This window comes from Massilia sp. YIM B02763 (assembly GCF_030412015.1).
Classification (GTDB): Bacteria; Pseudomonadota; Gammaproteobacteria; order Burkholderiales; family Burkholderiaceae_D; genus Telluria.
Genome location: NZ_JASNRD010000040.1, coordinates 1 through 21016, shown reverse-complemented (window position 1 = coordinate 21016; position 21016 = coordinate 1). Strand labels below are relative to the sequence as shown.

21 protein-coding genes and 1 rRNA gene are annotated in these 21016 nt (G+C 59.3%); 10 read left to right on the top strand and 12 right to left on the bottom strand.

Annotated elements, in window-relative coordinates; translation table 11 throughout:
• The first annotated feature begins 182 nt into the window (after positions 1–182).
• Positions 183–295 (top strand): 5S ribosomal RNA (rrf, locus tag QPK32_RS25865).
• Between the two features lie 146 nt (positions 296–441).
• Positions 442–1017, top strand: coding sequence for a hypothetical protein (locus tag QPK32_RS25860; protein ID WP_290415657.1), 576 nt, complete (start codon positions 442–444; stop codon positions 1015–1017).
• Positions 1018–1034: 17 nt separating this feature from the next.
• On the opposite strand, the gene QPK32_RS25855 is transcribed toward QPK32_RS25860, so the two are convergent.
• Positions 1035–2489, bottom strand: a complete 1455-nt coding sequence (locus tag QPK32_RS25855) for a DHA2 family efflux MFS transporter permease subunit (protein ID WP_290415656.1) — start codon at positions 2487–2489, stop codon at positions 1035–1037.
• A 106-nt stretch (positions 2490–2595) separates the two neighbouring features.
• On the bottom strand, positions 2596–3144 hold the full coding sequence (locus QPK32_RS25850; RefSeq protein ID WP_290415655.1) for an acyloxyacyl hydrolase: 549 nt from the start codon (positions 3142–3144) through the stop codon (positions 2596–2598).
• Between the two features lie 180 nt (positions 3145–3324).
• Between QPK32_RS25850 and QPK32_RS25845 the strand changes: the two genes are divergently transcribed.
• On the top strand, positions 3325–4242 hold the full coding sequence (locus QPK32_RS25845; protein WP_290415654.1) for an NAD(P)-dependent oxidoreductase: 918 nt from the start codon (positions 3325–3327) through the stop codon (positions 4240–4242).
• A gap of 146 nt (positions 4243–4388) precedes the next feature.
• Here QPK32_RS25845 and QPK32_RS25840 read toward each other — a convergent pair whose 3' ends face one another.
• On the bottom strand, positions 4389–5579 hold the full coding sequence (locus tag QPK32_RS25840) for a M20 aminoacylase family protein (RefSeq protein ID WP_290415653.1): 1191 nt from the start codon (positions 5577–5579) through the stop codon (positions 4389–4391).
• Between the two features lie 155 nt (positions 5580–5734).
• Here QPK32_RS25840 and QPK32_RS25835 point away from each other — a divergent pair, with 155 nt between their 5' ends.
• The 4 genes from QPK32_RS25835 to QPK32_RS25820 all read left to right on the top strand — a co-directional run bounded on the left by QPK32_RS25835 (position 5735) and on the right by QPK32_RS25820 (position 12625).
• Positions 5735–7816, top strand: a complete 2082-nt coding sequence (locus QPK32_RS25835; RefSeq protein WP_290415652.1) for a molybdopterin-dependent oxidoreductase — start codon at positions 5735–5737, stop codon at positions 7814–7816.
• A gap of 9 nt (positions 7817–7825) precedes the next feature.
• Complete coding sequence (locus QPK32_RS25830; protein WP_290415651.1) at positions 7826–8944, top strand: aminopeptidase; 1119 nt, start codon at positions 7826–7828, stop codon at positions 8942–8944.
• A 174-nt stretch (positions 8945–9118) separates the two neighbouring features.
• On the top strand, positions 9119–10801 hold the full coding sequence (locus tag QPK32_RS25825) for a long-chain-fatty-acid--CoA ligase (protein WP_290415650.1): 1683 nt from the start codon (positions 9119–9121) through the stop codon (positions 10799–10801).
• A 141-nt stretch (positions 10802–10942) separates the two neighbouring features.
• Positions 10943–12625 (top strand): long-chain-fatty-acid--CoA ligase, encoded by a 1683-nt coding sequence (locus QPK32_RS25820; RefSeq protein WP_290415649.1) that lies wholly within the window; start codon positions 10943–10945, stop codon positions 12623–12625.
• Positions 12626–12737: 112 nt separating this feature from the next.
• Here QPK32_RS25820 and QPK32_RS25815 read toward each other — a convergent pair whose 3' ends face one another.
• Together QPK32_RS25815 and QPK32_RS25810 are read right to left on the bottom strand one after the other, a co-directional pair.
• Positions 12738–13727, bottom strand: a complete 990-nt coding sequence (locus QPK32_RS25815) for an alkaline phosphatase (RefSeq protein ID WP_374046793.1) — start codon at positions 13725–13727, stop codon at positions 12738–12740.
• Between the two features lie 409 nt (positions 13728–14136).
• Positions 14137–14364 carry a helix-turn-helix domain-containing protein gene (locus QPK32_RS25810; RefSeq protein ID WP_290415648.1) on the bottom strand — a complete coding sequence of 76 codons (228 nt, stop codon included), beginning with the start codon at positions 14362–14364 and terminating at the stop codon, positions 14137–14139.
• Between the two features lie 793 nt (positions 14365–15157).
• On the opposite strand from QPK32_RS25810, the gene QPK32_RS25805 reads away from it, so the two are divergent.
• The 3 genes from QPK32_RS25805 (at position 15158) to QPK32_RS25795 (ending at position 16583) form a co-directional block, all read left to right on the top strand.
• A complete protein-coding gene (locus QPK32_RS25805; RefSeq protein ID WP_290415647.1) occupies positions 15158–15532 on the top strand; it encodes a hypothetical protein in 375 nt (124 codons plus the stop codon).
• Positions 15533–15584: 52 nt separating this feature from the next.
• Positions 15585–15872, top strand: coding sequence for an antitoxin Xre/MbcA/ParS toxin-binding domain-containing protein (locus tag QPK32_RS25800; RefSeq protein ID WP_290415646.1), 288 nt, complete (start codon positions 15585–15587; stop codon positions 15870–15872).
• Positions 15873–15944: 72 nt separating this feature from the next.
• Positions 15945–16583 carry a hypothetical protein gene (locus QPK32_RS25795; RefSeq protein WP_290415645.1) on the top strand — a complete coding sequence of 213 codons (639 nt, stop codon included), beginning with the start codon at positions 15945–15947 and terminating at the stop codon, positions 16581–16583.
• Positions 16584–16624: 41 nt separating this feature from the next.
• On the opposite strand, the gene QPK32_RS25790 is transcribed toward QPK32_RS25795, so the two are convergent.
• The 7 genes from QPK32_RS25790 to QPK32_RS25760 all read right to left on the bottom strand — a co-directional run.
• Positions 16625–17452, bottom strand: a complete 828-nt coding sequence (locus QPK32_RS25790; protein WP_290415644.1) for an IS5 family transposase — start codon at positions 17450–17452, stop codon at positions 16625–16627.
• A 75-nt stretch (positions 17453–17527) separates the two neighbouring features.
• The gene (locus QPK32_RS25785; RefSeq protein WP_290415643.1) at positions 17528–17668 is read right to left on the bottom strand and encodes a hypothetical protein; all 141 of its coding nucleotides are present in this window, start codon (positions 17666–17668) and stop codon (positions 17528–17530) included.
• Positions 17669–17745: 77 nt separating this feature from the next.
• On the bottom strand, positions 17746–18282 hold the full coding sequence (locus tag QPK32_RS25780) for a hypothetical protein (protein WP_290415642.1): 537 nt from the start codon (positions 18280–18282) through the stop codon (positions 17746–17748).
• 587 nt (positions 18283–18869) lie between these two features.
• A complete protein-coding gene (locus QPK32_RS25775) occupies positions 18870–19412 on the bottom strand; it encodes a hypothetical protein (protein ID WP_290415641.1) in 543 nt (180 codons plus the stop codon).
• Positions 19405–20097, bottom strand: coding sequence for a sensor histidine kinase KdpD (locus QPK32_RS25770; RefSeq protein ID WP_290415640.1), 693 nt, complete (start codon positions 20095–20097; stop codon positions 19405–19407). The genes QPK32_RS25775 and QPK32_RS25770 overlap by 8 nt, the downstream gene beginning before the upstream one ends.
• 131 nt (positions 20098–20228) lie before the next feature.
• On the bottom strand, positions 20229–20534 hold the full coding sequence (locus QPK32_RS25765) for a hypothetical protein (RefSeq protein WP_290415639.1): 306 nt from the start codon (positions 20532–20534) through the stop codon (positions 20229–20231).
• 156 nt (positions 20535–20690) lie between these two features.
• A partial coding sequence (locus tag QPK32_RS25760; protein WP_290415638.1) for a hypothetical protein occupies positions 20691–21016 on the bottom strand: 326 nt, incomplete at its 5' end.

Sequence of the window (21016 nt, the reverse complement as noted above, 5' to 3'; positions counted from 1 at the left end):
TGTGGAAGTGCAGTAATGCATTAAGCTAACCGATACTAATTGCCCGTACGGCTTGTCCCTATAACCTTGGCAGTCATGCCAAAGACGAGGGTTCAGCTGTTTGTTGAACATACAAAGAACAATAAAAACTACTTCTTCCGGATTCAGCGTGGCGCCAACCAGCGACACGCGTACAAGTTATGCCTGATGACCATAGCAAGTCGGTACCACCCCTTCCCATCCCGAACAGGACCGTGAAACGACTTTGCGCCGATGATAGTGCTGCAACCAGTGTGAAAGTAGGTTATCGTCAGGCTAGTTATTAAGCGAAGCCCGCTCCAGTGATCTGGAGCGGGCTTTTTGCTTTTCTACTCCGCTCAGCCGGGCGCACTAGGCGCATTTGCCGGCTTTACTCAGCCATCGTCGTTCGTTATCCTGTCCTTTGATCACAAGGAGGACACGATGGGGCATTCACTCTCGTGGTTCGCGGTGTCCGGCCAGGATGCCGCTGCGCTGCTCGACGAACTGCAACTGGTTCGTACGGGACAGACGACCGACCATCCCGGGCGCGGCATCCACTGCGCCACGCTGCCCGACGGGGCATTCATGCTGCACATCGACGACGTCGATTCGCGCCTCACCGCAGCGCCGTTCCTGAAAACGCTGTCGGCCAAGGGCCAGGTGATCCTCTGCCGCGCCGAGGAGCACGTGATGTTCAGCACCGTCGCCTGCTACCGGCGGGGCGAGCTCGCCTGGTCGGTCGAGCACGACGCCCAGCAGGATATCTGCCACCTCGCCATCGTCGGCGACGCGCCGCCCGAGGCGGCCGCGATGCGCGCGGCTGCGCTCGCCGAGCACGACCAAGGTCCCTGCGGCGATGCCGATACCGATTACATGTTCGACGTGCCGATCCGCCTGGCGGAGATGATGACGTCGTTCAGCCACGACGCGGGACTGCGCGTCCCGCGCGCCGACGCGTTCGAGCTGCTGCATGCGCTGCAGCCGCTGCCGCGCCGGCCCTGGTGGAAGCTCTGGTAGCGCCTGGATCTGGATGATCAAGCCTGTGACAGCGGCGTCGGATCCTGCGCCACGGCCGTCGCGGCCTTCGGCGTGCTGCCGCCGCTGATGCTGCTGCCGTCGTCCGGACGCAGGCGCCAGAACATCAGCGCCGAGAAGACGGTGACGGCGGCCAGCGCGAGGAAAGCATGGTGCAAGGCCTGCGTCACCATCACCTGGTCGGTCTGCGGCACGCGGCCCAGGAACCAGCCCGTCACCAGCGAGCCCCAGGCCAGGCCGAAGCTCATCGACAATTGCTGGAACGAACTGGCCATCGTGCTGGCCATGCTGGAATCCTTCTGCTCGACGTCGGCATAGGCCAGCGTGTTCATGCTCGAGAATTGCAGGGAATTGAAGAAGCCTTGCAGCAGGCCGATGCCGGCGATCGCATACCAGGGCGTGCTTGGCCCCACCAGCGAGAAGAGCGCGATGGTGATGCCGATGCAAATGGTGTTGACGATCAGGATCTGGCGGTAGCCGAAGCGCGCCAGCATCTTCGAGGCGACCAGCTTCATGCCCATGGCCGCGGCGGCCGTCGGCATCATCAGCAGGCCCGATTGCCAGGCCGGCAGCTTCAGGCCGAGCTGGTACAGCAGGGGCAGCAGGAAAGGCAGGCCGCCCACGCCCAGTCGCGTGATGAAGCCGCCCAGCACGGAAACGCGGAAGGTGCGTATCTTGAACAGGGTCAGGCGCAGCAGGGGGAACTGTTCGCGCATGGCATGCCAGCCGTAGGCGGCCAGCAGGGACACGGACAGCACCAGCATCAGGCCCATCGTGACGCCGTCGAGCGTGTGTTCGCCGAACACTTCCAGCAACCAGGACAGGATTGCCGTGCCCGAACCGAACAGGATCAGGCCGATGATGTCGAGCGGCCGCGGCTCGGCCCCACGGTAGTCCGGCATGTGGCGCAGCACGAGGTACAGCGCCAGCAGGCCGACCGGCACGTTGACGAAGAAGATCATCCTCCAGGACGTCCAGTGCACGATCAGGCCGCCGACCGTGGGCCCCAGCAGGGGACCGATCAGCGCCGGCAGGATCACGAAGTTCATCGCCTTGAGCAGCTCGTTCTTCGGGAAGGTGCGGATGATCGACAGGCGCCCCACGGGCATCATCATCGCCCCGCCGATGCCCTGCAGCAGGCGCGCGGCCACCATCATGGGCGCGTTCAGCGACAGGCCGCACAGCACGGACGCGAGGGTGAAGATCGAGATGGCGGTGGCGAACACGCGCCGGGTGCCGAAACGGTCGGCCATCCAGCCGCTGACGGGAATGCCCACGGCAAGGCTGAGGATGTAGCTGGTGACGACGGACTTGAGGCTCAGCGGCGTGACGTTCAGGCTGGCCGCGATGCTCGGGACGGCGGTATTGACGATGGTGGCGTCAAGCTGCTCCATGAACAGGGCAGTCGCGACGAGCCAGGGAAGGTAGCGTTTGACGTTATCGGTATCGGTCATGCGGATCGGTCTTTCGCGGCGCCTGGAGGGCGCCGCATGGACCGATTGTCACATAAATCACCCGAAGATGACTTGTACGGGACCGCTGCGGGCCCGCCGGCAACAATCAGAAGTGGTATGCCGCGCGCACGAGCGCCAGGTTCACGCCGCCGTTCGGGTGCTTGATGCCGCCGTTCGAGTAGTGCTGCAGGCGCACGCCCAGGTCCAGCTTGTTCGAGAACACGTAGCCGACGCCGATGTGGTCGGCGAATTCGAACGCGGTCGACAGCTGGCGGTGGGTGTTGCGGTACACGCTCGAGAATACGCTCACGCCGATGCCGGCTTCGCCGTAGAAGCCCAGCTTGTCGTCGGCTTCCCAGCGGAACACCGGAGTCACGCCGATCACGCCCAGGTTCTTGCGGCGGTCCGCCACGTCTTCCCAGCGGTTGGCGCGCCAGTAGGCGACGTTGGCGTCCCAGTAGCCGGACAGGTGGTAGCCGTGGGTCGGCAGCCAGTTCTGGTTCCAGTCCTTCTGCGCCGACAGGCGGACCACCTGCACGTGCTCGCCGCCGCCGCCTTCCAGCGCTACGGAGTCGAACAGGCCATCGGCGGCAAAGCCGGCTTGTGCGGCGGAAAGGGCAGCGACGGCCGCCAGGGTGCGAACGATTTTTTTCATGTGGATTCTTGCCTTCGTTATTGGAAATAAGGCCGTGAACACGGTGATCATTGACGGCCAAACCGGTATTGTAGCGATGTCGCGGGGTTTACGTGGTCGACCTGCCAATCGTTAAAGTGTCGTCAACATTTCAACAACACCTGCGACATCGAAATTGAAACTAACCGACAAAGGAGCAGCATGACGCACCCGATCGTGGCCTTCCTCGGCATCGGATTGATGGGCAAGCCGATGGCGGCCCGCCTGGCGCGCGCCGGTTTTACCTTGCACGCCTGGAACCGCAGCCCGGCGAAGGCCGAGGCGCTGCGCGGCGACGGCGCCGTGCCGCAGGCGCAGCTGGAGGACGCCGTCAGGGATGCGGGCATCGTCATCTCGATGCTGGAAGCGGGACCGGTCGTTGCCGCCGTGCTCGACGCGGCCCTGCCGTTCCTGGCGCCGGGCACCCTGTGGATCGACATGAGCTCGACGCGCCAGGACGAGGCCCTCGGCCTGGCAGCGCGCCTGCGCGGGCACGGCTGCCGTTTCGTCGATGCGCCCGTGTCCGGCGGCGTGGTCGGCGCCGAGGCGGGGACGCTGGCGATCATGGCCGGCGGCAGTGTGGAGGACGTGGCGCGGGCCGAACCGGTGCTGCGCGTGCTGGGCACGGTGACGCGGGTCGGGGAGGCGGGCAGCGGCCAGGTGGCCAAGCTGTGCAACCAGCTGGTCGTGGGCGCGACGCTGAACGTGGTGGCGGAAGCGCTGCTGCTGGCCCAGGCGGCCGGCGCCGATCCGGCCGCCGTGCGCGAGGCGATCCGCGGCGGCTTCGCCGGCAGCCGCATCCTCGACCTGCATGGCCAGCGCATGCTGGACCGGAATTTCGTGCCGGGCGGCCAGGTCAAGACGCAGCTGAAGGACCAGCGCAACATCCTGGCCGCGGCCAGCGCCGCCGGCGTCACGCTGCCGGTGACGGAGTTGGTGACGCGCCGCTACGAGACGATCGAAGAAGACTTGCCGTCCGCGGATCACTCCGCCGCACTGATTGCGCTGGAGCGGATCAATCCAGGGAGGCGGGTGGGGACGGGGCCGGATCAGTTACCCGATTCCAGTACCGCAAAATGAAACAACGTCGTTCCCGCGAAGGCGGGAACCCATACTGAGCAACCGAATTCCGTGTGTTGAACACACCGCGGCCATTGTATAAGACTGGCTTCGGAGTTTCAGCATGGGTCCCCGCCTGCGCGGGGACGACGGTTTAACGCGACGGCTCAGGCCTTCAGGCTCATCTCCACCAGCCGCACCCAATAACTCGCCCCGATCGGCAGCAACTGGTCGTTGAAGTCGTAGCTGCCGTTGTGCAACTGGCACGGCCCCAGCCCGTGGCCATGGCCGCGGTGCTCGCCGTCGCCGTTGCCGATGAAGACGTAGCAGCCCGGCTTGGCCTGCAGCATGAAGGCGAAGTCTTCCGCGCCCATGGTCGGCTCGACATCGGTATCGACGCCGTCCTTGCCCACCACCGCGCGCATCGCTTCCACGGCCAGCGCCGTCTGTTCCGGATGGTTGACCAGCGGCGGGTAGTTGCGCTTGAAGGTGAAGTCGACGCTGGCATTGAACGCGGCCGCGACGCCGTTGGCCATCTCGCGCATGCGCGTCTCGATCAGGTCCAGCACCTGCGTGGAGAAGGTACGCACGGTACCGATCATGACGGCTTCGTCGGGAATCACGTTGGTGGCGCTGCCGGCGTGGATTTGCGTGATCGACAGCACGGCCGTGTCCAGCGGATTCTTTTCGCGCGAGACGATGGTCTGCCAGGCCTGCGCCACCTGCACGGCCGTCATGACGGGATCGATGCCGCGGTGCGGCTGGGCCGCGTGCGCCCCCTTGCCCTTGATGACGGCGCGGAACTCGTTACTGGATGCCATCATCGGCCCGGCCACGACGCCGAAGGTGCCGGCGGCGATGCCCGGCCAGTTGTGCATGCCGTACACGGCATCCATCGGGAATCGCTCGAACAGGCCGTCCTCGATCATGCGCCGCGCGCCCGCGCCGCCTTCCTCGGCGGGCTGGAAAATCAGGTAGACGGTGCCGTCGAAGTTGCGGTTCTGCGACAGATAGTGGGCTGCGCCCAACAGCATGGCCGTGTGGCCGTCATGGCCGCACGCATGCATCTTGCCCGCATGGCGCGACGCATGCTCAAATGTGTTCAGTTCCTGCATGGGCAGCGCGTCCATGTCGGCGCGCAGGCCGATGGCGCGCGCCGACGTGCCGTTCTTGATGATGCCGACGACGCCCGTCACGCCCAGGCCGCGTACCACGGGGATGCCCCATTCGGCCAGGCGGCTTGCCACCACGTCGGCGGTGCGCTGTTCTTCGTAGCAGAGTTCGGGATGGGCGTGGATGTCGCGCCGGATCGTTTCGAGTTCGGACTGGAATGCGAGGATGGGTTCGACGAGTCTCATTCGGTTTCTCCCTGTATGCGTGGGCACTGCCTGTCTGGCAATGCCATGTTGTGATTCATTGTAGCCCGACCTCCGCGGCAAAGGCCAGCCCTGACGACAGCGGCTGGAATCGGATAAAGTATTGGTTTCTCGACGTTTTTTCCTGGATTGATCCGATGACCAAGACCGTTGTCAGGGGCGCCTGCCCGCACGACTGCCCCGATACCTGCGCCCTCCTCGTCACCGTGGAGGATGGCGTGGCGACCGAGGTCAAGGGCGATCCGGATCACCCGACCACCGCCGGCGTGCTGTGCACCAAGGTGTCGCGCTACGTCGAGCGCACGTATCACCCCGACCGCTTGCTGACCCCGCTGCGCCGCGTCGGCAGGAAGGGAGAAGGCAAGTTCGCACCCATCTCCTGGGACGAGGCACTGGACGAGATCGCCGCGCGCCTGAAGCCGATCGCCGCGCGCGATCCGCAGTCGATCCTGCCCTACAGCTATTGCGGCACGATGGGCCTGGTGCAGGGCGAGGCGATGGCGATGCGCTTCTTCAACCAGCTGGGCGCCTCCTTCCTCGACCGCACCGTGTGCGCGACGGCCGGCTTCATGGGCTACAAGTACACGATCGGCGGCTCGATCGGCACCGACATGGAACAGTTCCAGGATGCCAAGCTGATCCTGATCTGGGGCGGCAACCCGATCGCGTCGAACCTGCACCTGTGGATGCGCATCCAGGAAGCCAAGCGCCGCGGCGCGAAACTGATCGCCATCGACCCCTACCGCTCGCTGACGGCCGAGAAATGCCACCAGCACATCGCGCTGATGCCGGGCACGGACGCCGCGCTGGCGCTGGGCATGATGCACGTGCTCGTGAAGGAGCAATTGCTCGACCACGACTACATCGACAACTACACGTTCGGCTTCGCGCAATTGAAGGACCGCGTGGCCGAATGGACGCCCGAGCGCACCGCCGCGACCTGCGGCATCAGCGTGGAGGAAGTCGTCGAGCTGGCGCGCGAATACGGGCGCACGGCGCGGCAGGGCGACCCGGTCGCCATCCGCATCAACTACGGCCTGCAGCGCGTGCGCGGCGGCGGCATGGCGGTGCGCAACATCACCTGCCTGCCGGCGCTGGTCGGCGCCTGGCGCCATGCGGCCGGCGGCATCCAGCTGTCGACCTCGGGCTCGTTCCCAACCGACAAGGTGGCGCTGCAGCGCCCGGACCTGCTGCGCGGCCGCCTGCCGCGCACGATCAACATGAACACCATCGGCGACGACCTGCAGCGCGAGGCCTCGCCCGCCTTCGGTCCGAAGATCGAGGCCGTCATCGTCTACAACGCCAACCCGGTGGCGATCGCGCCCGACTCGTCGCAGGTGCAGCGCGGCTTCGCGCGCGAAGACCTGTTCACCGTGGTGCTGGAACACTTCCAGACCGATACCGCCGACTATGCGGACATCGTGCTGCCGGCCACCACCCAGCTCGAACACGTGGACGCGCACCTGACCTACGGCCACCTGTACATGATGGCCAACAACGCCGCCGTCGCGCCGCTGGGCGAATCCAAGCCGAACACGGAGATCTTCCGCCTGCTGGCCAAGCGCATGGGCTTCACCGATCCCGCGTTCGACGAGACCGACGACGAGATCGCCGCCAAGGCGTTCAATACCAAGGACCAGCGCGCCATCCACTTCGACTGGGCCTCGCTCAAGCGCACCGGATGGCAAAAGCTGAACATGCCGGCCGCCCCGTTCGCCGAGGGCGGCTTCCCGACGCCGTCCGGCAAGTGCGAGTTCTATTCGAGCTCGATGCTGGCCGACGGCCTCGACCCGCTGCCGACCTATATCCCGAACTACGAGTCGGTCGCCTCCAGCCCCGAACTGGCCGAGAAATATCCGTTGGCGATGATTTCTCCGCCGGCCAGGAACTTCCTCAACTCAACTTTTGTCAATGTCCAGAGCCTCCGAGCAACGGAAGGTGAACCGCACCTGGACATCCATCCCGCCGACGCCGCCAGCCGCGGCATCGAGGACGGCGAGATGGTACGCATCTTCAACGACCGGGGCTCGTTCGTCGCGCGGGCCCGCGTCACCGCCAAGGCAAGGCCCGGCCTCGTGGTCGGCCTGTCGGTCTGGTGGAAGAAGCTCGCCAGCGACGGCAAGAACGCCAACGAAGTAACCAGTCAGCGCCTGACCGACATGGGCCGGGCGCCTACCTTTTACGACACGCTGGTGCAGGTCGAGAAAGCCGCACCATGACTCTGAGACATGACATTCCTATCGCGATTTACCCCGTGGTTGCGCCCCCTGCTGGTGGCCGGCACGGCCGGCGCGCTGCTGGCCAGCTGCTCCACGCTGAACTACTACACGCAGGCGGCCCAGGGCCAGCTTGAACTCATCTCGGACGCCCGTCCGATCGACGACTGGATCGCCGACCCCGGCACCAGCTCCAAACTGCGCCTGAGGCTCGAGACGGCGCGCCAGATCCGCCGCTACGCCGTTAGCGAAATGGCTTTACCCGACAACAACAGCTACAAGAACTACGCCGCCCTGAAGCGCCAGTACGTGCTGTGGAACGTGGTGGCCACCCCCGAGCTCTCGCTGAAACCCCTGCAGTGGTGCTTCCCCGTGGCCGGCTGCGTCAACTACCGCGGCTACTACAGCAAGGGCGCGGCCGAGGCCTATGCGAAGGAATTGCAGGCCGAGGGCAACGACGTCGAGGTCGGCGGCGTGGCCGCGTATTCGACGCTCGGCTGGTTCAACGATCCGCTCATTTCCACCTTCATCAATTATCCGGACGGCGAACTGGCCCGCATGATCTTCCACGAGCTGGCGCACCAGGTCGTGTACGTGGCCGGCGATTCGCAGTTCAACGAATCGTTCGCGTCGACGGTGGAAGAGGTGGGCGTCGAGCACTGGCTCGAGCGCTTCGGCAACCAGCCGATGCGCGACGCGTACGCGCGCTATCGCAGCCGCAAGAAGGACTTCCTGCACCTGCTGGTCAAGTACCGCAAGGCGCTGGAAAAGAACTACGCGCTGGTCGACCGCAGCGATGCCGAAAAGCGTGCCGTGAAGGCGCGCCTGTTCCAGGAGTTGAAGGACGAGTACCAGGTCCTGAAAGGCAACTGGGGCGGCTACGCCGGCTACGACCGCTTCTTCGACCAGCCGCTGTCCAATGCCCACCTGGCATCGATCGCGACCTACGAGGACTTCGTGCCGGCCTTCCGCGCGCTGCTGCAGCGCGAAGGCAGCTTTCCGCGCTTCTACCAGGCCGTCAAGCGCCTGGCCGACATGGACCGCGACGACCGCCACCGCATCCTGAAGGCCATGGTGCCGCCCATCACCGCGGCGCCCCTGATGGTGCAGCGCAGCGAGGCGCCGCGCTAGCGTTTGCGTTCCATTGCGCGGAAAATGCTTGCATCCGGACGCGCTGCCCGATAGCATCATGCCTGATAAACTAAGCACGACCGTGCGTTTTTTTTCGGTCGGGCCGCCGACAGGCTCCGCAGCCACCTCCGGAGCCGACTCAGAAAGAAAAATAAACGGAGACAGAGGCACCCGATGGACAAGATTTGGCTGAAGGCTTATCCGCCCGGCGTGCCGGCGGACATCGATCCCGGGCAATACGACTCGCTGGTGCAGCTGCTGGAAGAGTCGTTTGGCAAGTACGCCGCCAACAATGCGTTCGTCTGCATGGACAAGTTCCTCACCTACGGGGAACTGGACACGCTGTCCCGGCGCCTGGCGGCCTGGCTGCAGAGCCGCGGCATGCAGCCGGGCGCGCGCGTCGCCGTCATGATGCCGAACGTGCTGCAATACCCGGTGGCGCTGGCCGCGATCCTGCGCGCCGGCTACACGGTCGTCAACGTGAATCCCCTGTACACGCCGCGCGAGCTGGAACACCAGCTGGTCGACTCGGGCAGCGAAGCCATCGTCGTGCTCGAGAACTTCGCCCACACGGTCGCCCAGGTGCTGGGCAAGACGTCGGTGCGCCACGTGCTCGTCGCCAGCATGGGCGAGTTGCTGGGCGGCGCCAAGGGCGCGCTGGTGAACTTCGTCGTCCGCCACGTCAAGAAGATGGTGCCGGACTTCTCGATCCCGCACATGGTGCGGTTCAAGGATGCGCTGGCGCAGGGCGCGCGCATGCCCTTCGTTCCCGCGCAGCTGAAATCCTCCGACATCGCCTTCCTGCAGTACACGGGCGGCACCACGGGCGTCTCGAAGGGCGCGATCCTCACGCACCGGAACGTGATCGCCAACGTGCTGCAGAGCGAGGCGTGGTCGAAGCCGGCGATGAGCCGTCCGCCGCTGGTCGAATTCCCCACCATCGTGTGCGCGCTGCCGCTGTACCACATCTTCGCGCTGACGGCGTGCGCGCTGTGGGGCATGCGGGTGGGGGCGCTGAACATCCTGATCCCGAACCCGCGCGACATCAAGGGCTTCATCGGCGAGCTGGCCAAGTACCGCATCAACATGCTGCCCGCCGTGAACACGCTGTACAACGCGCTGGTCAACCATCCGGACTTCCGCCACCTGGACTTTTCCGGCCTGAAGGTGTCCAATGGCGGCGGCATGGCGGTGCAGCAGGCGGTCGACGACAAATGGCATGCCATCACCGGCACCCACATCATCGAGGGCTACGGCCTGTCCGAGACGGCGCCGGTGGCCACCTGCAACCGCTGCGACGTGGAAGCCTTCACGGGAACGATCGGCCTGCCGGTGCCGTCGACCGAGGTCGCCATCGTCGACGACGACGGCCGGCCGCTGCCGGTCGGCAGCGTCGGCGAGATCGCAATCCGCGGCCCGCAGGTGATGGCCGGCTACTGGAACCGGCCTGAGGACACGGCCAAGGTCATGACGGCGGACGGCTTCTTCAAGTCGGGCGACGTCGGCATCATGGACGACAACGGCTACGTGAAGATCGTCGACCGCAAGAAGGACATGATCCTGGTCTCGGGCTTCAACGTGTATCCGAACGAACTGGAAGCCGTCATCGCGGCCCATCCCGGCGTGCTGGAATGCGCCGTGATCGGCGTGCCGGACGAGCATTCCGGCGAGGCGGTCAAGGTGTTCGTGGTGCGCCGCGACCCGGCGCTCACGGCCGAGCAGCTGATGGACTACTGCAAGCAGCAGTTCACCGGCTACAAGAAACCGAAGTACATCGAATTCCGCGACGAGCTGCCGAAGACCAACGTGGGCAAGATCCTGCGCCGCGCGCTGCGCGAGGAAAAACAGGCGGCATAAGCAATACCGTCGTCCCCGCGCAGGCGGGGACCCAAGTGATGTTTGCGCATCGACTGCGCTCGCAAAATTGGGTCCCCGCCTGCGCGGGGACGACGTTGTTAACGATTGAAGTAACGAAGAACCAATAACGAGGCAACGAACATGGACAAATTCTGGCTGAAGTCGTACGAGGAGGGCGTGGCGGCCGAGATCGACTGGACGCAATACCGCTCCCTCACGCACCTGCTGGAGGAAGCCTTCCGCAAGTACGCCGACCGCAAGGCCTACGCCTGCATGGGCAAGTCCATGACGTTCGCGGAGCTGGACCGCATGTCCGCGCAGATGGCGGCCTGGCTGCAGCAGCGCGGCCTGAAGCCGGGCGCCCGCGTGGCCATCATGCTGCCCAACGTGCTGCAGTACCCGGTGGCGATGGCCGCCGTGCTGCGCGCCGGCTACACCATCGTCAACGTCAACCCGCTGTACACGGCGCGCGAGCTGCAGCACCAGCTGATCGACTCGGGTGCCGAAGCCATCGTGGTGCTGGAGAACTTTGCCCACACCGTGGCCGACGTCGTCGCCAAGACCCAGGTCAAGCACGTGGTCGTGGCCACCATGGGCGATTTGCTGGGCGGCGCCAAGGGCGCCATCGTCAACTTCGTCGTGCGCCGCGTGAAGAAGCTGGTGCCGGCGTGGTCGCTGCCGCAGGCCGTGCCGTTCAAGCGCATGCTGGCCGAGGGCGCGCGCCTGACGCTGAAGCCCGTGACGGTGGGCCAGGACGACGTCGCCTTCCTGCAGTACACGGGCGGCACCACCGGCGTCTCGAAGGGCGCCGTGCTGCTGCACAAGCAGGTGATCGCCAACGTGCTGCAGAACGAGGCCTGGTTCGGTCCCACGCTGGCCAAGCTGCCGGCCGGCGAGCAGGCGCAGTTCGTGTGCGCGCTGCCGCTGTACCACATCTATGCGCTGACCGTGTGCGCGCTGCTGGGCCTGCGCGTGGGCGGCATGAACCTCCTGATCCCGAACCCGCGCGACATGAAGGGCTTCATCAAGGAATTGAAGGACTTCCGCATCAACATCTTCCCGGCCGTGAACACGCTGTACAACGGTCTCTTGAACCAGCCGGAATTCGCCCAGCTGGACTTTTCGGGCCTGCTGGTCTGCCCGGGCGGCGGCATGGCCGTGCAGAAGGCCGTCGCCGACAAGTGGCTGGCCGTGACGGGCATCCCGATCGTCGAAGGCTATGGCCTGTCCGAGACCTCGCCGGTGGTCACCGCCAACCGCTGCGACATCAGCGACTTCACCGGCACCATCGGCCTGCCGCTGCCCTCGACCGAGATCCGCATCCTGGACGAGACCAGCATCGAGGTCCCGTTCGGTACCCCGGGCGAGATCGCCGTGCGCGGCCCGCAGGTGATGGCCGGCTACTGGCAGCGCCCGGACGAAACGGCCAAGGTCATGACGCCGGACGGCTTCTTCAAGACGGGCGACATCGGCGTGATGGACCCGAAGGGCTATGTGAAGATCGTGGACCGCAAAAAGGACATGATCCTCGTGTCGGGCTTCAACGTGTATCCGAACGAGGTCGAGGACGTCGTCGCCGCGCACCCGGGCGTGCTCGAAGTGGCGTGCGTGGGCGTGCCGGACCAGCATTCGGGCGAGGCCGTGAAGCTGTACGTGGTCAAGAAGGACAAGGCGCTGTCCAAGGACGACGTTATAGCCTACTGCAAGGAGCAGCTGACGGGCTACAAGCGCCCGAAGTACGTCGAGTTCCGCGACAGCCTGCCCAAGACCAACGTCGGCAAGATCCTGCGGCGCGAGCTGCGGGACGAGAAGCAGCCGGCTTAAGTTAACCTCGAACACCGTCGCCCCTGCGCAGGCAGGGGCCTAATTTTGCTGGCGCTACCGCAGCGCATCGATATTGGGCCCCTGCCTTCGCAGGGGCGACGGGATGGTGCCGTCAGCCCGCGGTCTGCTCCACGCCCGCCTTCCCATCCTTTACCCTGAACTGCGCCAGCACCCGCTGGCGACTCGCCGCATCGCGCACGTCGTCCAGCCCCATGAAGCGCGTGCGCACCTCCTTCGGCGTCACCTCCAGCAGCATCCAGCCGCGCTTGTCGCTGCGCCCATACTTGATATGCGGGTTCATCGCCACGTACTGCGCCGTGCGTTCCTGCGGGCGCGAGCTGGACGTCACCGACGTGCCCACGAACTCCGTCGCCACCAGCGGATTGGCCTTCGACACGGGCCTGGAAAAATCGCGCCGCAATTCGGTCGCATAGAAAGTGTGCACGTCGCCGCCCAGCACCAGCGGGTTCGCCGCGCGGGTTGTCACGAGCGTGTCGAGCAGACGCCGGCGCGCGGCCGGATAACCGTCCCAGCCGTCGGTCCAGAAGCGGCCGCCGTCCGCCGTCGCCGCCGGCACTTGCGAGGACGGCGCCATCAGCGTCTGCTGGGCCAGCACGTTCCAGCGCGCGTTCGAGGAGCGCAAGCCCGCTTCCAGCCAGGCTTCCTGCTCCGCGCCCAGCATCGAGCGGCGCGGGTCGAGCAGGGCGGGGCAGGCGCGCGCCGTCACGGACGAGGAGCCGCCGGCGTTCGTGCGCGGGCAGGCCTGCACGGCACGGTACTGGCGGTCGTCCAGCACGTGGAAGCGCGCGAGCCGCCCCCAGTCGAGGCGCTGGAACATGCGCACGCTGGCGAAGCTGTTCGGCGGCGGCAGGCGCAGCGGCATGTGTTCGTAGAAGGCCTGGTAGGCCGCCGCGCGGCGTTGTGCGAAGGTGGCGGACAGGCGTTCGTCGCGCAATGCCGCGTAGTCGTTGGCGACTTCGTGGTCGTCCCAGGTGACGATCCAGGGCGCCGCCAGGTGCGCCGCCTGCAGCTGCGGGTCGGACTTGTACTGGGCGTAGCGGCGCCGGTAATCGCCCAGCGTGAACGATTCGTCGCGGCGCACGGCGCGCTGCGGATGCTGCAGCTGGTAGGCGCCCCATTCGAACTAACCGCGAATTCTATACGTATGGACGCAAAAGAAGCCCAATATCTAAAGGCTTTCTGAGAAAACTAGAGTGTCCATAGGTATTGGCTCGAAGGCGGACGTTTTTCGCAGAAAGTGTCCATACCTCCATCGTTGTCCTGGCGAACGCATTCCCCATCCTCTTTCAGGATTCTGTATCTATCGGCAGTTAGATAAACAAACTTGCGAATGTGCCCAGCAGAGTCCTGTTGTTACGGCAAGTAGGATCGTTCGACATGCCGCCGCAGTGCAGTTGTTAGCAAGATCAACAGCGAGACATCGACGGGACGTGTCCCACTTGATGGGGAGTCCCATCACATGTCGTTAACTTCACCCTGAACTCTGTCAGTCAAGGTTTCAGCAATTGCCAGAGCTCTGTGCCAAGGATAGAGGCAAGTCGCTCTGCACTGTCGAACGAAACATTGCTCACACATCTTTCTACTTGGCTAACGTATGTCCTGTGAAACCCTGCAAGTTCCCCAAGCTGTTCTTGTGACATTCCTTTTTTTAAACGCAAACTTCGCAAATTTTTCGCAAAAATCTCTCGGGCATTGCCAGGGGTCGGTGGTGAGCTCATAGAGCACAGGATGCGTATATTCCAGAAAGAAATCCACAGCCCAAAAATCTACCGTATATTTATCTACTGGGTTTACATCTCGCATGCGCAAGCGTACACTTATGAGAAGCGATCGAGACCCACCTGAGTCACAGCAAAGGCAGAGGCGCAGGTCCGATTCGAATAAAGCAGTGAAATTGTGGGGAGAGTAATAATGTTTCACGTTGTTGCACCGTCGAGTCGTCTTGACCATGACGAGTTACGCCTCCTTATTGGACAGCCCAGGCGAACTCAATATTCGACTATCGAAGTTGACCCACACGAACCAATAATTCATGTCGCTATATTATTTAAACAGCGAGAAAAATCCGAATCAATTTTTAAACGATATTTATGCACATGCATTTCGGCCGTTCTTGACTTGGTCCACCAAGAGGAAGTAATAGACGCTCAAATTTTTTCGCAATTCTATTCATTTGGCGAGCCGCAGTATATGTTGCATCACGTAACCGAAATCTTCGAAGGTTATGATAGCGATGAGTGTCAGCTTCTTTTTATAAAAAACTCTAACGGCGAATTTTATTGTGATGGACTCACACACGCGGTAGTCAGTACAGATTACAGGCTAAGATCATTATGGAGGAAATGAAAATTCAGCATTACCGATGATGGAAGTTTGCACGAGCTGATCCAAGATGACATTAAACATATGTCGACGCTATGGATAGAGCCTGAAATCAGGATGTAAGTCTGCAAGTGTTCCAGAAGGACGCGGTGGATATGATTGAGTTATGTATGAGAGGGGATACTTAAGATGACCGCTCAAGATGAGAATGAATATCTAGAGGTACCATCCGATTTTCCTCGTCCCGGCTTGCTCGGAGCGATTCCTGGTAGTCAGCCAAAATTTATTGCAACACAATACAAAGATAAATTTTATCCGCCTGGATGCACGCCCCCTGAGCAGTATGAACGATGGAAGTCTTGTGAAGAGATTGTGCAAGAATTCGCGTACGAGCTAAAACGAGACAAGGCAGATAACTTATTGTTAAGGAGCGAAATCGAGACGCTCGATAAGTATTTGAAAATATTCAGTAGTTCATGGCTGTCGGAGAACGAAGCAAAATGGGTAATCCGGCGGATAGCGCTTTTATTGAGTTGGCCAGTTCCTACGTCAGCATCTATTTAATCGAAAATATATCGCTTACGTTTCGTAAAGAATGAACAGTTGGAGTTGAAGTATGAAAACAAGGCCTCGTAAAAAGAAAATATATCAGCACTCCTTTCGCAAAGTTGCTAAGAACATGCCGAGGCCAAGTGAAAACGCCGCCAGTTATTTAAAAGCATGGTCCTTAATCAAACAAGATGTACTCCGCGTTTTTGGCAATGACCATTCACTCGCTTGGGATTGGTTCGTTGCGCCAGCTCTTGCTCTAGATCGTAAGCGGCCGGTTGACTTAGCACGAACTGGAAATGCTGGTTGCGTGCAAGAGCTTTTAGTGAAGCTGGAATATTGCGTCTACAACTGAGTTGGCCAAGAAAATCCAGCAAATTGCAGCGTTAATGCAAGATCTCGAGCTTATATAGAAACGGAGAAGGGAATGAGCTTGCCATTGGGGGAAAGCGAGGATGTGGATTTGCTGACCTTGACGGTCAAAGTACCGCGGCACCTACCACTCGGCATTGCAGAGTCCCTAGAAGAAGGTTTAGAAAAAGCGCTCCGCATTCTTGCGAGAAGCCACGCGTTTCATGATTTTGCCGACTCTACGGATAACTTGGCGCGATTAGTTATTGGTCAGGTGCGTCCAAGCAACATTATGCTGGAAAACCGTATTGCTCAGCTGGCTACCGTCAAAAAAGTGTTCGAAGAAGGCGACTGGTTGACAGCGGAAGACATCAACGCTCTGCAGGCAAACCCTCCAGCAAAAAAGTCACTTCCCGTGAGCAACTGGATGCGTCGCAAGCGTATCTTTAGCGTCTCGTATTGTGGGAAGAATTATTATTCTCGGTACCAATTCGACGCGATGTATCGACCATTGCCAATCATTGCCGAAATCCTAAAGGCGTATGGTGACTGTGCGGACACTTGGTCACTCGCAACGTGGTTCCACTTTCCTAATGGATGGATCGTTAAACACGTAGGTCACGAGGCTATTCCTCTGGCCCCGAAAGACGCGCTTGACCGGTCCAGTGACGTCATCAGAGCCGCCCGTAACCGAAAGGCAACGTACGTCGCATAGCTTTTCGATTTCTTCTTTAGCCTCAGAGACGGTTTAAAAACTCACCGGAAACGCATCCTGTGCAGCAGTGATGAGCCGAGTGCGATATAAATCATCGCCTGGGATACGTCGAGGCGCTGCTCGTAGTCGCGAACCAGACGGCGGTAGCGCATTAGCCATGCAAACGTGCGCTCGACGGCCCAGCGCCGCGGTTGTACCTGAAAGCCGTCTTGGCCCTGCAAGCCACGGACAATTTCAACGGTGAAGTCGAGATAGGCAGCTTTATCCAGCAAAGTACGGCGGTCATATGCAGCGTCGCCAAACAAATGCTTCACCCAGGGCCAGCGCTTGACCAAGGCATCAAGCACCAGCTGGGCGCCAGTCGAATCAGCGATGTCGGCAGGCGACAAGTTCACCGCCAGCAGTCGCCCATCGGTGTCGACACTGATGTGACGCTTGCGCCCACTGATCTTCTTGTGCGCGTCATAGCCGCGCTCACGCGCGCCCGGTGCTTTCACCGACTGGCTGTCGACGATGCCGGCAGAAGGAACGACTTCACGCTGCTCGCACATCCGGTCAAGCATTAGAGCCAAGTCGTGAATCGTCTGGAAAAGGAAGCGCCGCATCAGCCTTCTGAACCAGTAATACACCGTCTGATACGGAGGGAAATCATTGGGTAGCATGCGCCATTCGCAGCCCGATCTGACCAGGTAACGCAGCGCATTGATCACCTCACGAAGTGCTGTCTTTCGAGGGCGCCCGGTACGGGCTGCGCTTGGCAGTAGCGGCTCGACGAGCTTCCATTCCTTGTCGCTAATATCGGTCGGGTAACCTCGTCGTTCCTTTGGTCTGATGGTTTTATGCCGCGCGCGCTGCTCTGCTGTCCACATAGCGTACTCCTGCAAGAGTGAACCTTTTGGACATCATAGTTGCTTAGGAGTTTTTAAACCGTCTCTTAGGAGTTTTTAAACCGTCTCACAGCGACCAATATTCGTGGCCGCTTTTGCTGCTGGTTTCGGATACCAACAGTTCACCCTATGAGGGTTTGCATCAAAAAACGGCTGCGAAACAAATTTTTGAATCCCACCTAAATCGAACTTGATCATGTTCTTCTCAAATGATTCGAGAAAATTTCCGAACTTCCTATTAGGGTCATCAGGCAACGCCACGTGATCAGCAAGAATCATACTATGTCAGAGAAGATATCCATCTGTGGTGTAGGGATTCGTATGGTACGAATTTCATCAAAGTCGGGATAGACCCGATGTGTAATATTAGCCTTCAGACTAATGTAACGTTCGCCCGCCTTTAGTTTAGGCTGCGCGTGAAATACTGGATGATTAAACTTCTTACCATCACAGTCAAAATCGTAGTGATAACCCGTGATCGGGAGGAGGTCACATAATGGCTCAGATGCTTTGGTCTGCCGAAAATATCCGATCTCGGTACCATAATGAGTTAGCCGCAGTTGACCTGCTTTTACATTTCCCGAGAGCCTTGCAGTGATAAAAACGTTTTCAGAATGTCCTCTGCGTGATCCAGGTCGTTGTGGAAGTCCCTCGAAACTGGCCATTAGGTCGTAGCTAGTCTCATCAGTTTGTCCAAAAATGCTCACCCCACTGAATACTGTTTGCAGCCCGGAATCCTTCAAGAAGTGTCGGACTAGCGCATCAAAAGTTGGCAAGTAAGCTCGCAACAACGAGTTAAATCCTTTTGCCATCGTCAGATTCCCATCATATGCGCCACAGTATCGTAGATATTTTGATCAATACGACTTAAATAAGCGCCTTGCGGAACCCATCCTAAATTTCCAACAAATGCTTCCAGCGATATCGGCTCTTTCCGCACAATGCAATAATAACCGGCTGGTGAAACTCCAGAAGAAACGCAAACACTGGCAGCGACAGATACACCGAGCTTATCTAAATGATCTTTTCCATCCTCAGAGTCGGATTCGATCAGAATTTGATCTAAATCCGTCCGCCATCAGTAGTGCTCGGGATCAGAAAATGGACCATCATATTTTGCGTTCGCGAATTTATCTGCGTTAGTTAAGAAATCCTCCGTGCTTATATTCAGGTAGGAAGCTGCCGCTTTTGTATTAAGGATTAGACCAGGAAAAGGGAGGATATAGTTATTCAGCCAGCAACCCAAAATAAAGGGAAGGCGTGCGTCTAAGTCTTGGCTTATCAGCTTACGCTCTTCATTACTCTGAGAGATATGATAAATAGCATCGCTCGCTAAACTCGGACCTGTCGCGTAAAGCGCAAAAGCGTTGGCAAGGCCAGGTCGGTCTAAAATAGAAGCTCAAATCGCAGCTGGGCCCTGCTGTTTTATCTCTTTTGGTAGCGCGCCAAACCTTTGACGAATATATGCAAATCCATCTGCTAGTGCAATAATCTTCCTCGGCGCCAATGTCTCCGCACAAGGCGACATATCTAGCGTAATTGTAAAAAACTTTGTTTGTCCGTAAATCCCTCGAAGGCTCTGACTTGCTGACTTAGCGCTAGGGGCTCGACGATATGTGCAAATTGGCGTAACAGCTTGTCGGCAAGCGTCTGCTAACGCGCTCTCAGAAATTCTCACCGATTTGTAGCCCGAAAGGTCATTGTCCGCAACAACGATTGCTACGTTTTCTTCCTTCTTAAAGAACCTAAACCAAACATCTTCGTCTGCATTTGACTCGTCATTAGTCGTATCCTCGTTAGCGTGGTATTTCTCTATTGCGTCTTGCGTGCTCCAGGCTTCAACTTCATACTTTCCACTCAGAAGCGGCTCCAATGCAGCACTCAGGTCTGCCTGCACTTCAGATTTATCATCAATCAGTATAATTTTTTTCATATTATTCAAGTGGCAGTTCAACTCGGAAGCAAGTATTAAATCCTTCAGGCGGTGTCACTAGTTCGATTGTCCCTCGTCTTGCTAAGACTACTTTACGGACGAGAGGTAGCCCCAAGCCCATACCGGAGGCGAGAGGATTGTTTCCGGATGAGGTAGTCGTATACAAAGGATCCCATATCCTTCGTTCGACTTCTGGGGCAATGCCTGGGCCGTTATCTAATACTTGAAGAATATTTTTGCCTTTCTCATTCCAAGACTGGATAGAGATCATTTTATGAATTTGCGACGATGAAAGTAGTACTTTCAAAGCGTTTGTGTATAGATTATGAATGATGCCTTGGTACATGGCTGCGGGTATAATCGGGGCTACTAAATTTTTGTCGATTTCAGAAACATCAACTTCGACGTCCCGCTCAACTTGGAATTTGTTGAAAGTGGAGATGACATGCATAACCGTTGGAAAAACCTTATAGGGCTTCACATCAGTCAAATGCAGACATGAGACAAAAAGCTTTGTATAATCGATATAGCCAGTAAAATATCTAATTGAGCTATCAATGGAATCGACTTCGCCGTTTAAGGAAGGATCTTTCTTGGCCAACACGCGAATCTTGTTGGCCGCTGTCTCAAGATGCATTAGAGCGGCTTGGAACTCATGCGTCATAAACCCAGCAACTACGTCTAGGAGACTCATCGTCTCTAAGCCTTCTCTTGCATTGCGATCATATTCTTCAAGACTCTTAATGTCGGATTTTACGCGCGAATAATGCGTAATAATCCTGTCCTTATCCGCCTTGTTTAAAGTTGCAGAATTTGAGATCTCTTTTATGCGCTATCGATTTCAAAGGTTCTTTGAGCATACAGTGCTGCCCGCGCTTTCTCCTCATCCTCGAGTTGAATTTTCTTGTCAAAATGCGCAATTAATTCGACAGCAAAACGAGCAAGATCCCTTAATTGAAAGAACCCATCATTTGCTATAAACCCTTGGCGATCCATGCTAGGACTCAGCACGCTATCGTCTGCATTTTTTTGGGAAAGACTCTCTAAGAAGATTGCGCCTACGGTTTGGTAATTGGTTGGCAGTCCAACCATAGGATTCCGTTTTGGCAGCGGAGCGTCTTGGGGATCCATCGGGAAAAGCTGCTCCGTAAGATAAGATCTCCATTTTCTACGGTTGTAAGCCGTATCATGGTCTAGTTGGAGCCAGTCGTCATCGTTGGTACCGTACGGCTTAATATGGAATCCGTGGTCATACACTTTTACGCCATTATTCGCACGAACCCAATCTCATGCTGCAGGAGCTCGAAATTCATCATTTCTCTGAAAAACGCCTGCTCGCTTAGGAAAATATCGAACATCGATGAAAACATCGGAGCCGATCCGGTTCTCCATTTTGTATGCTCGTTCAAACACTTCGCCCCGAAGAGCATGGCGAACCGAAACAGTAAATCGATTACCGGAAAAATGTATCCGCGCGCTGGCAATTGCGTTAGCTAAAACAATAGCCGCGAGTGGGGCGCTGTCCTCACTTTGATGCATCATCGCGCTGGACGCGAGCACAGCGCAATGCCGGGTTGCGCTGCTTCGCCGCGTATCGCCAATAGCCCGACGGC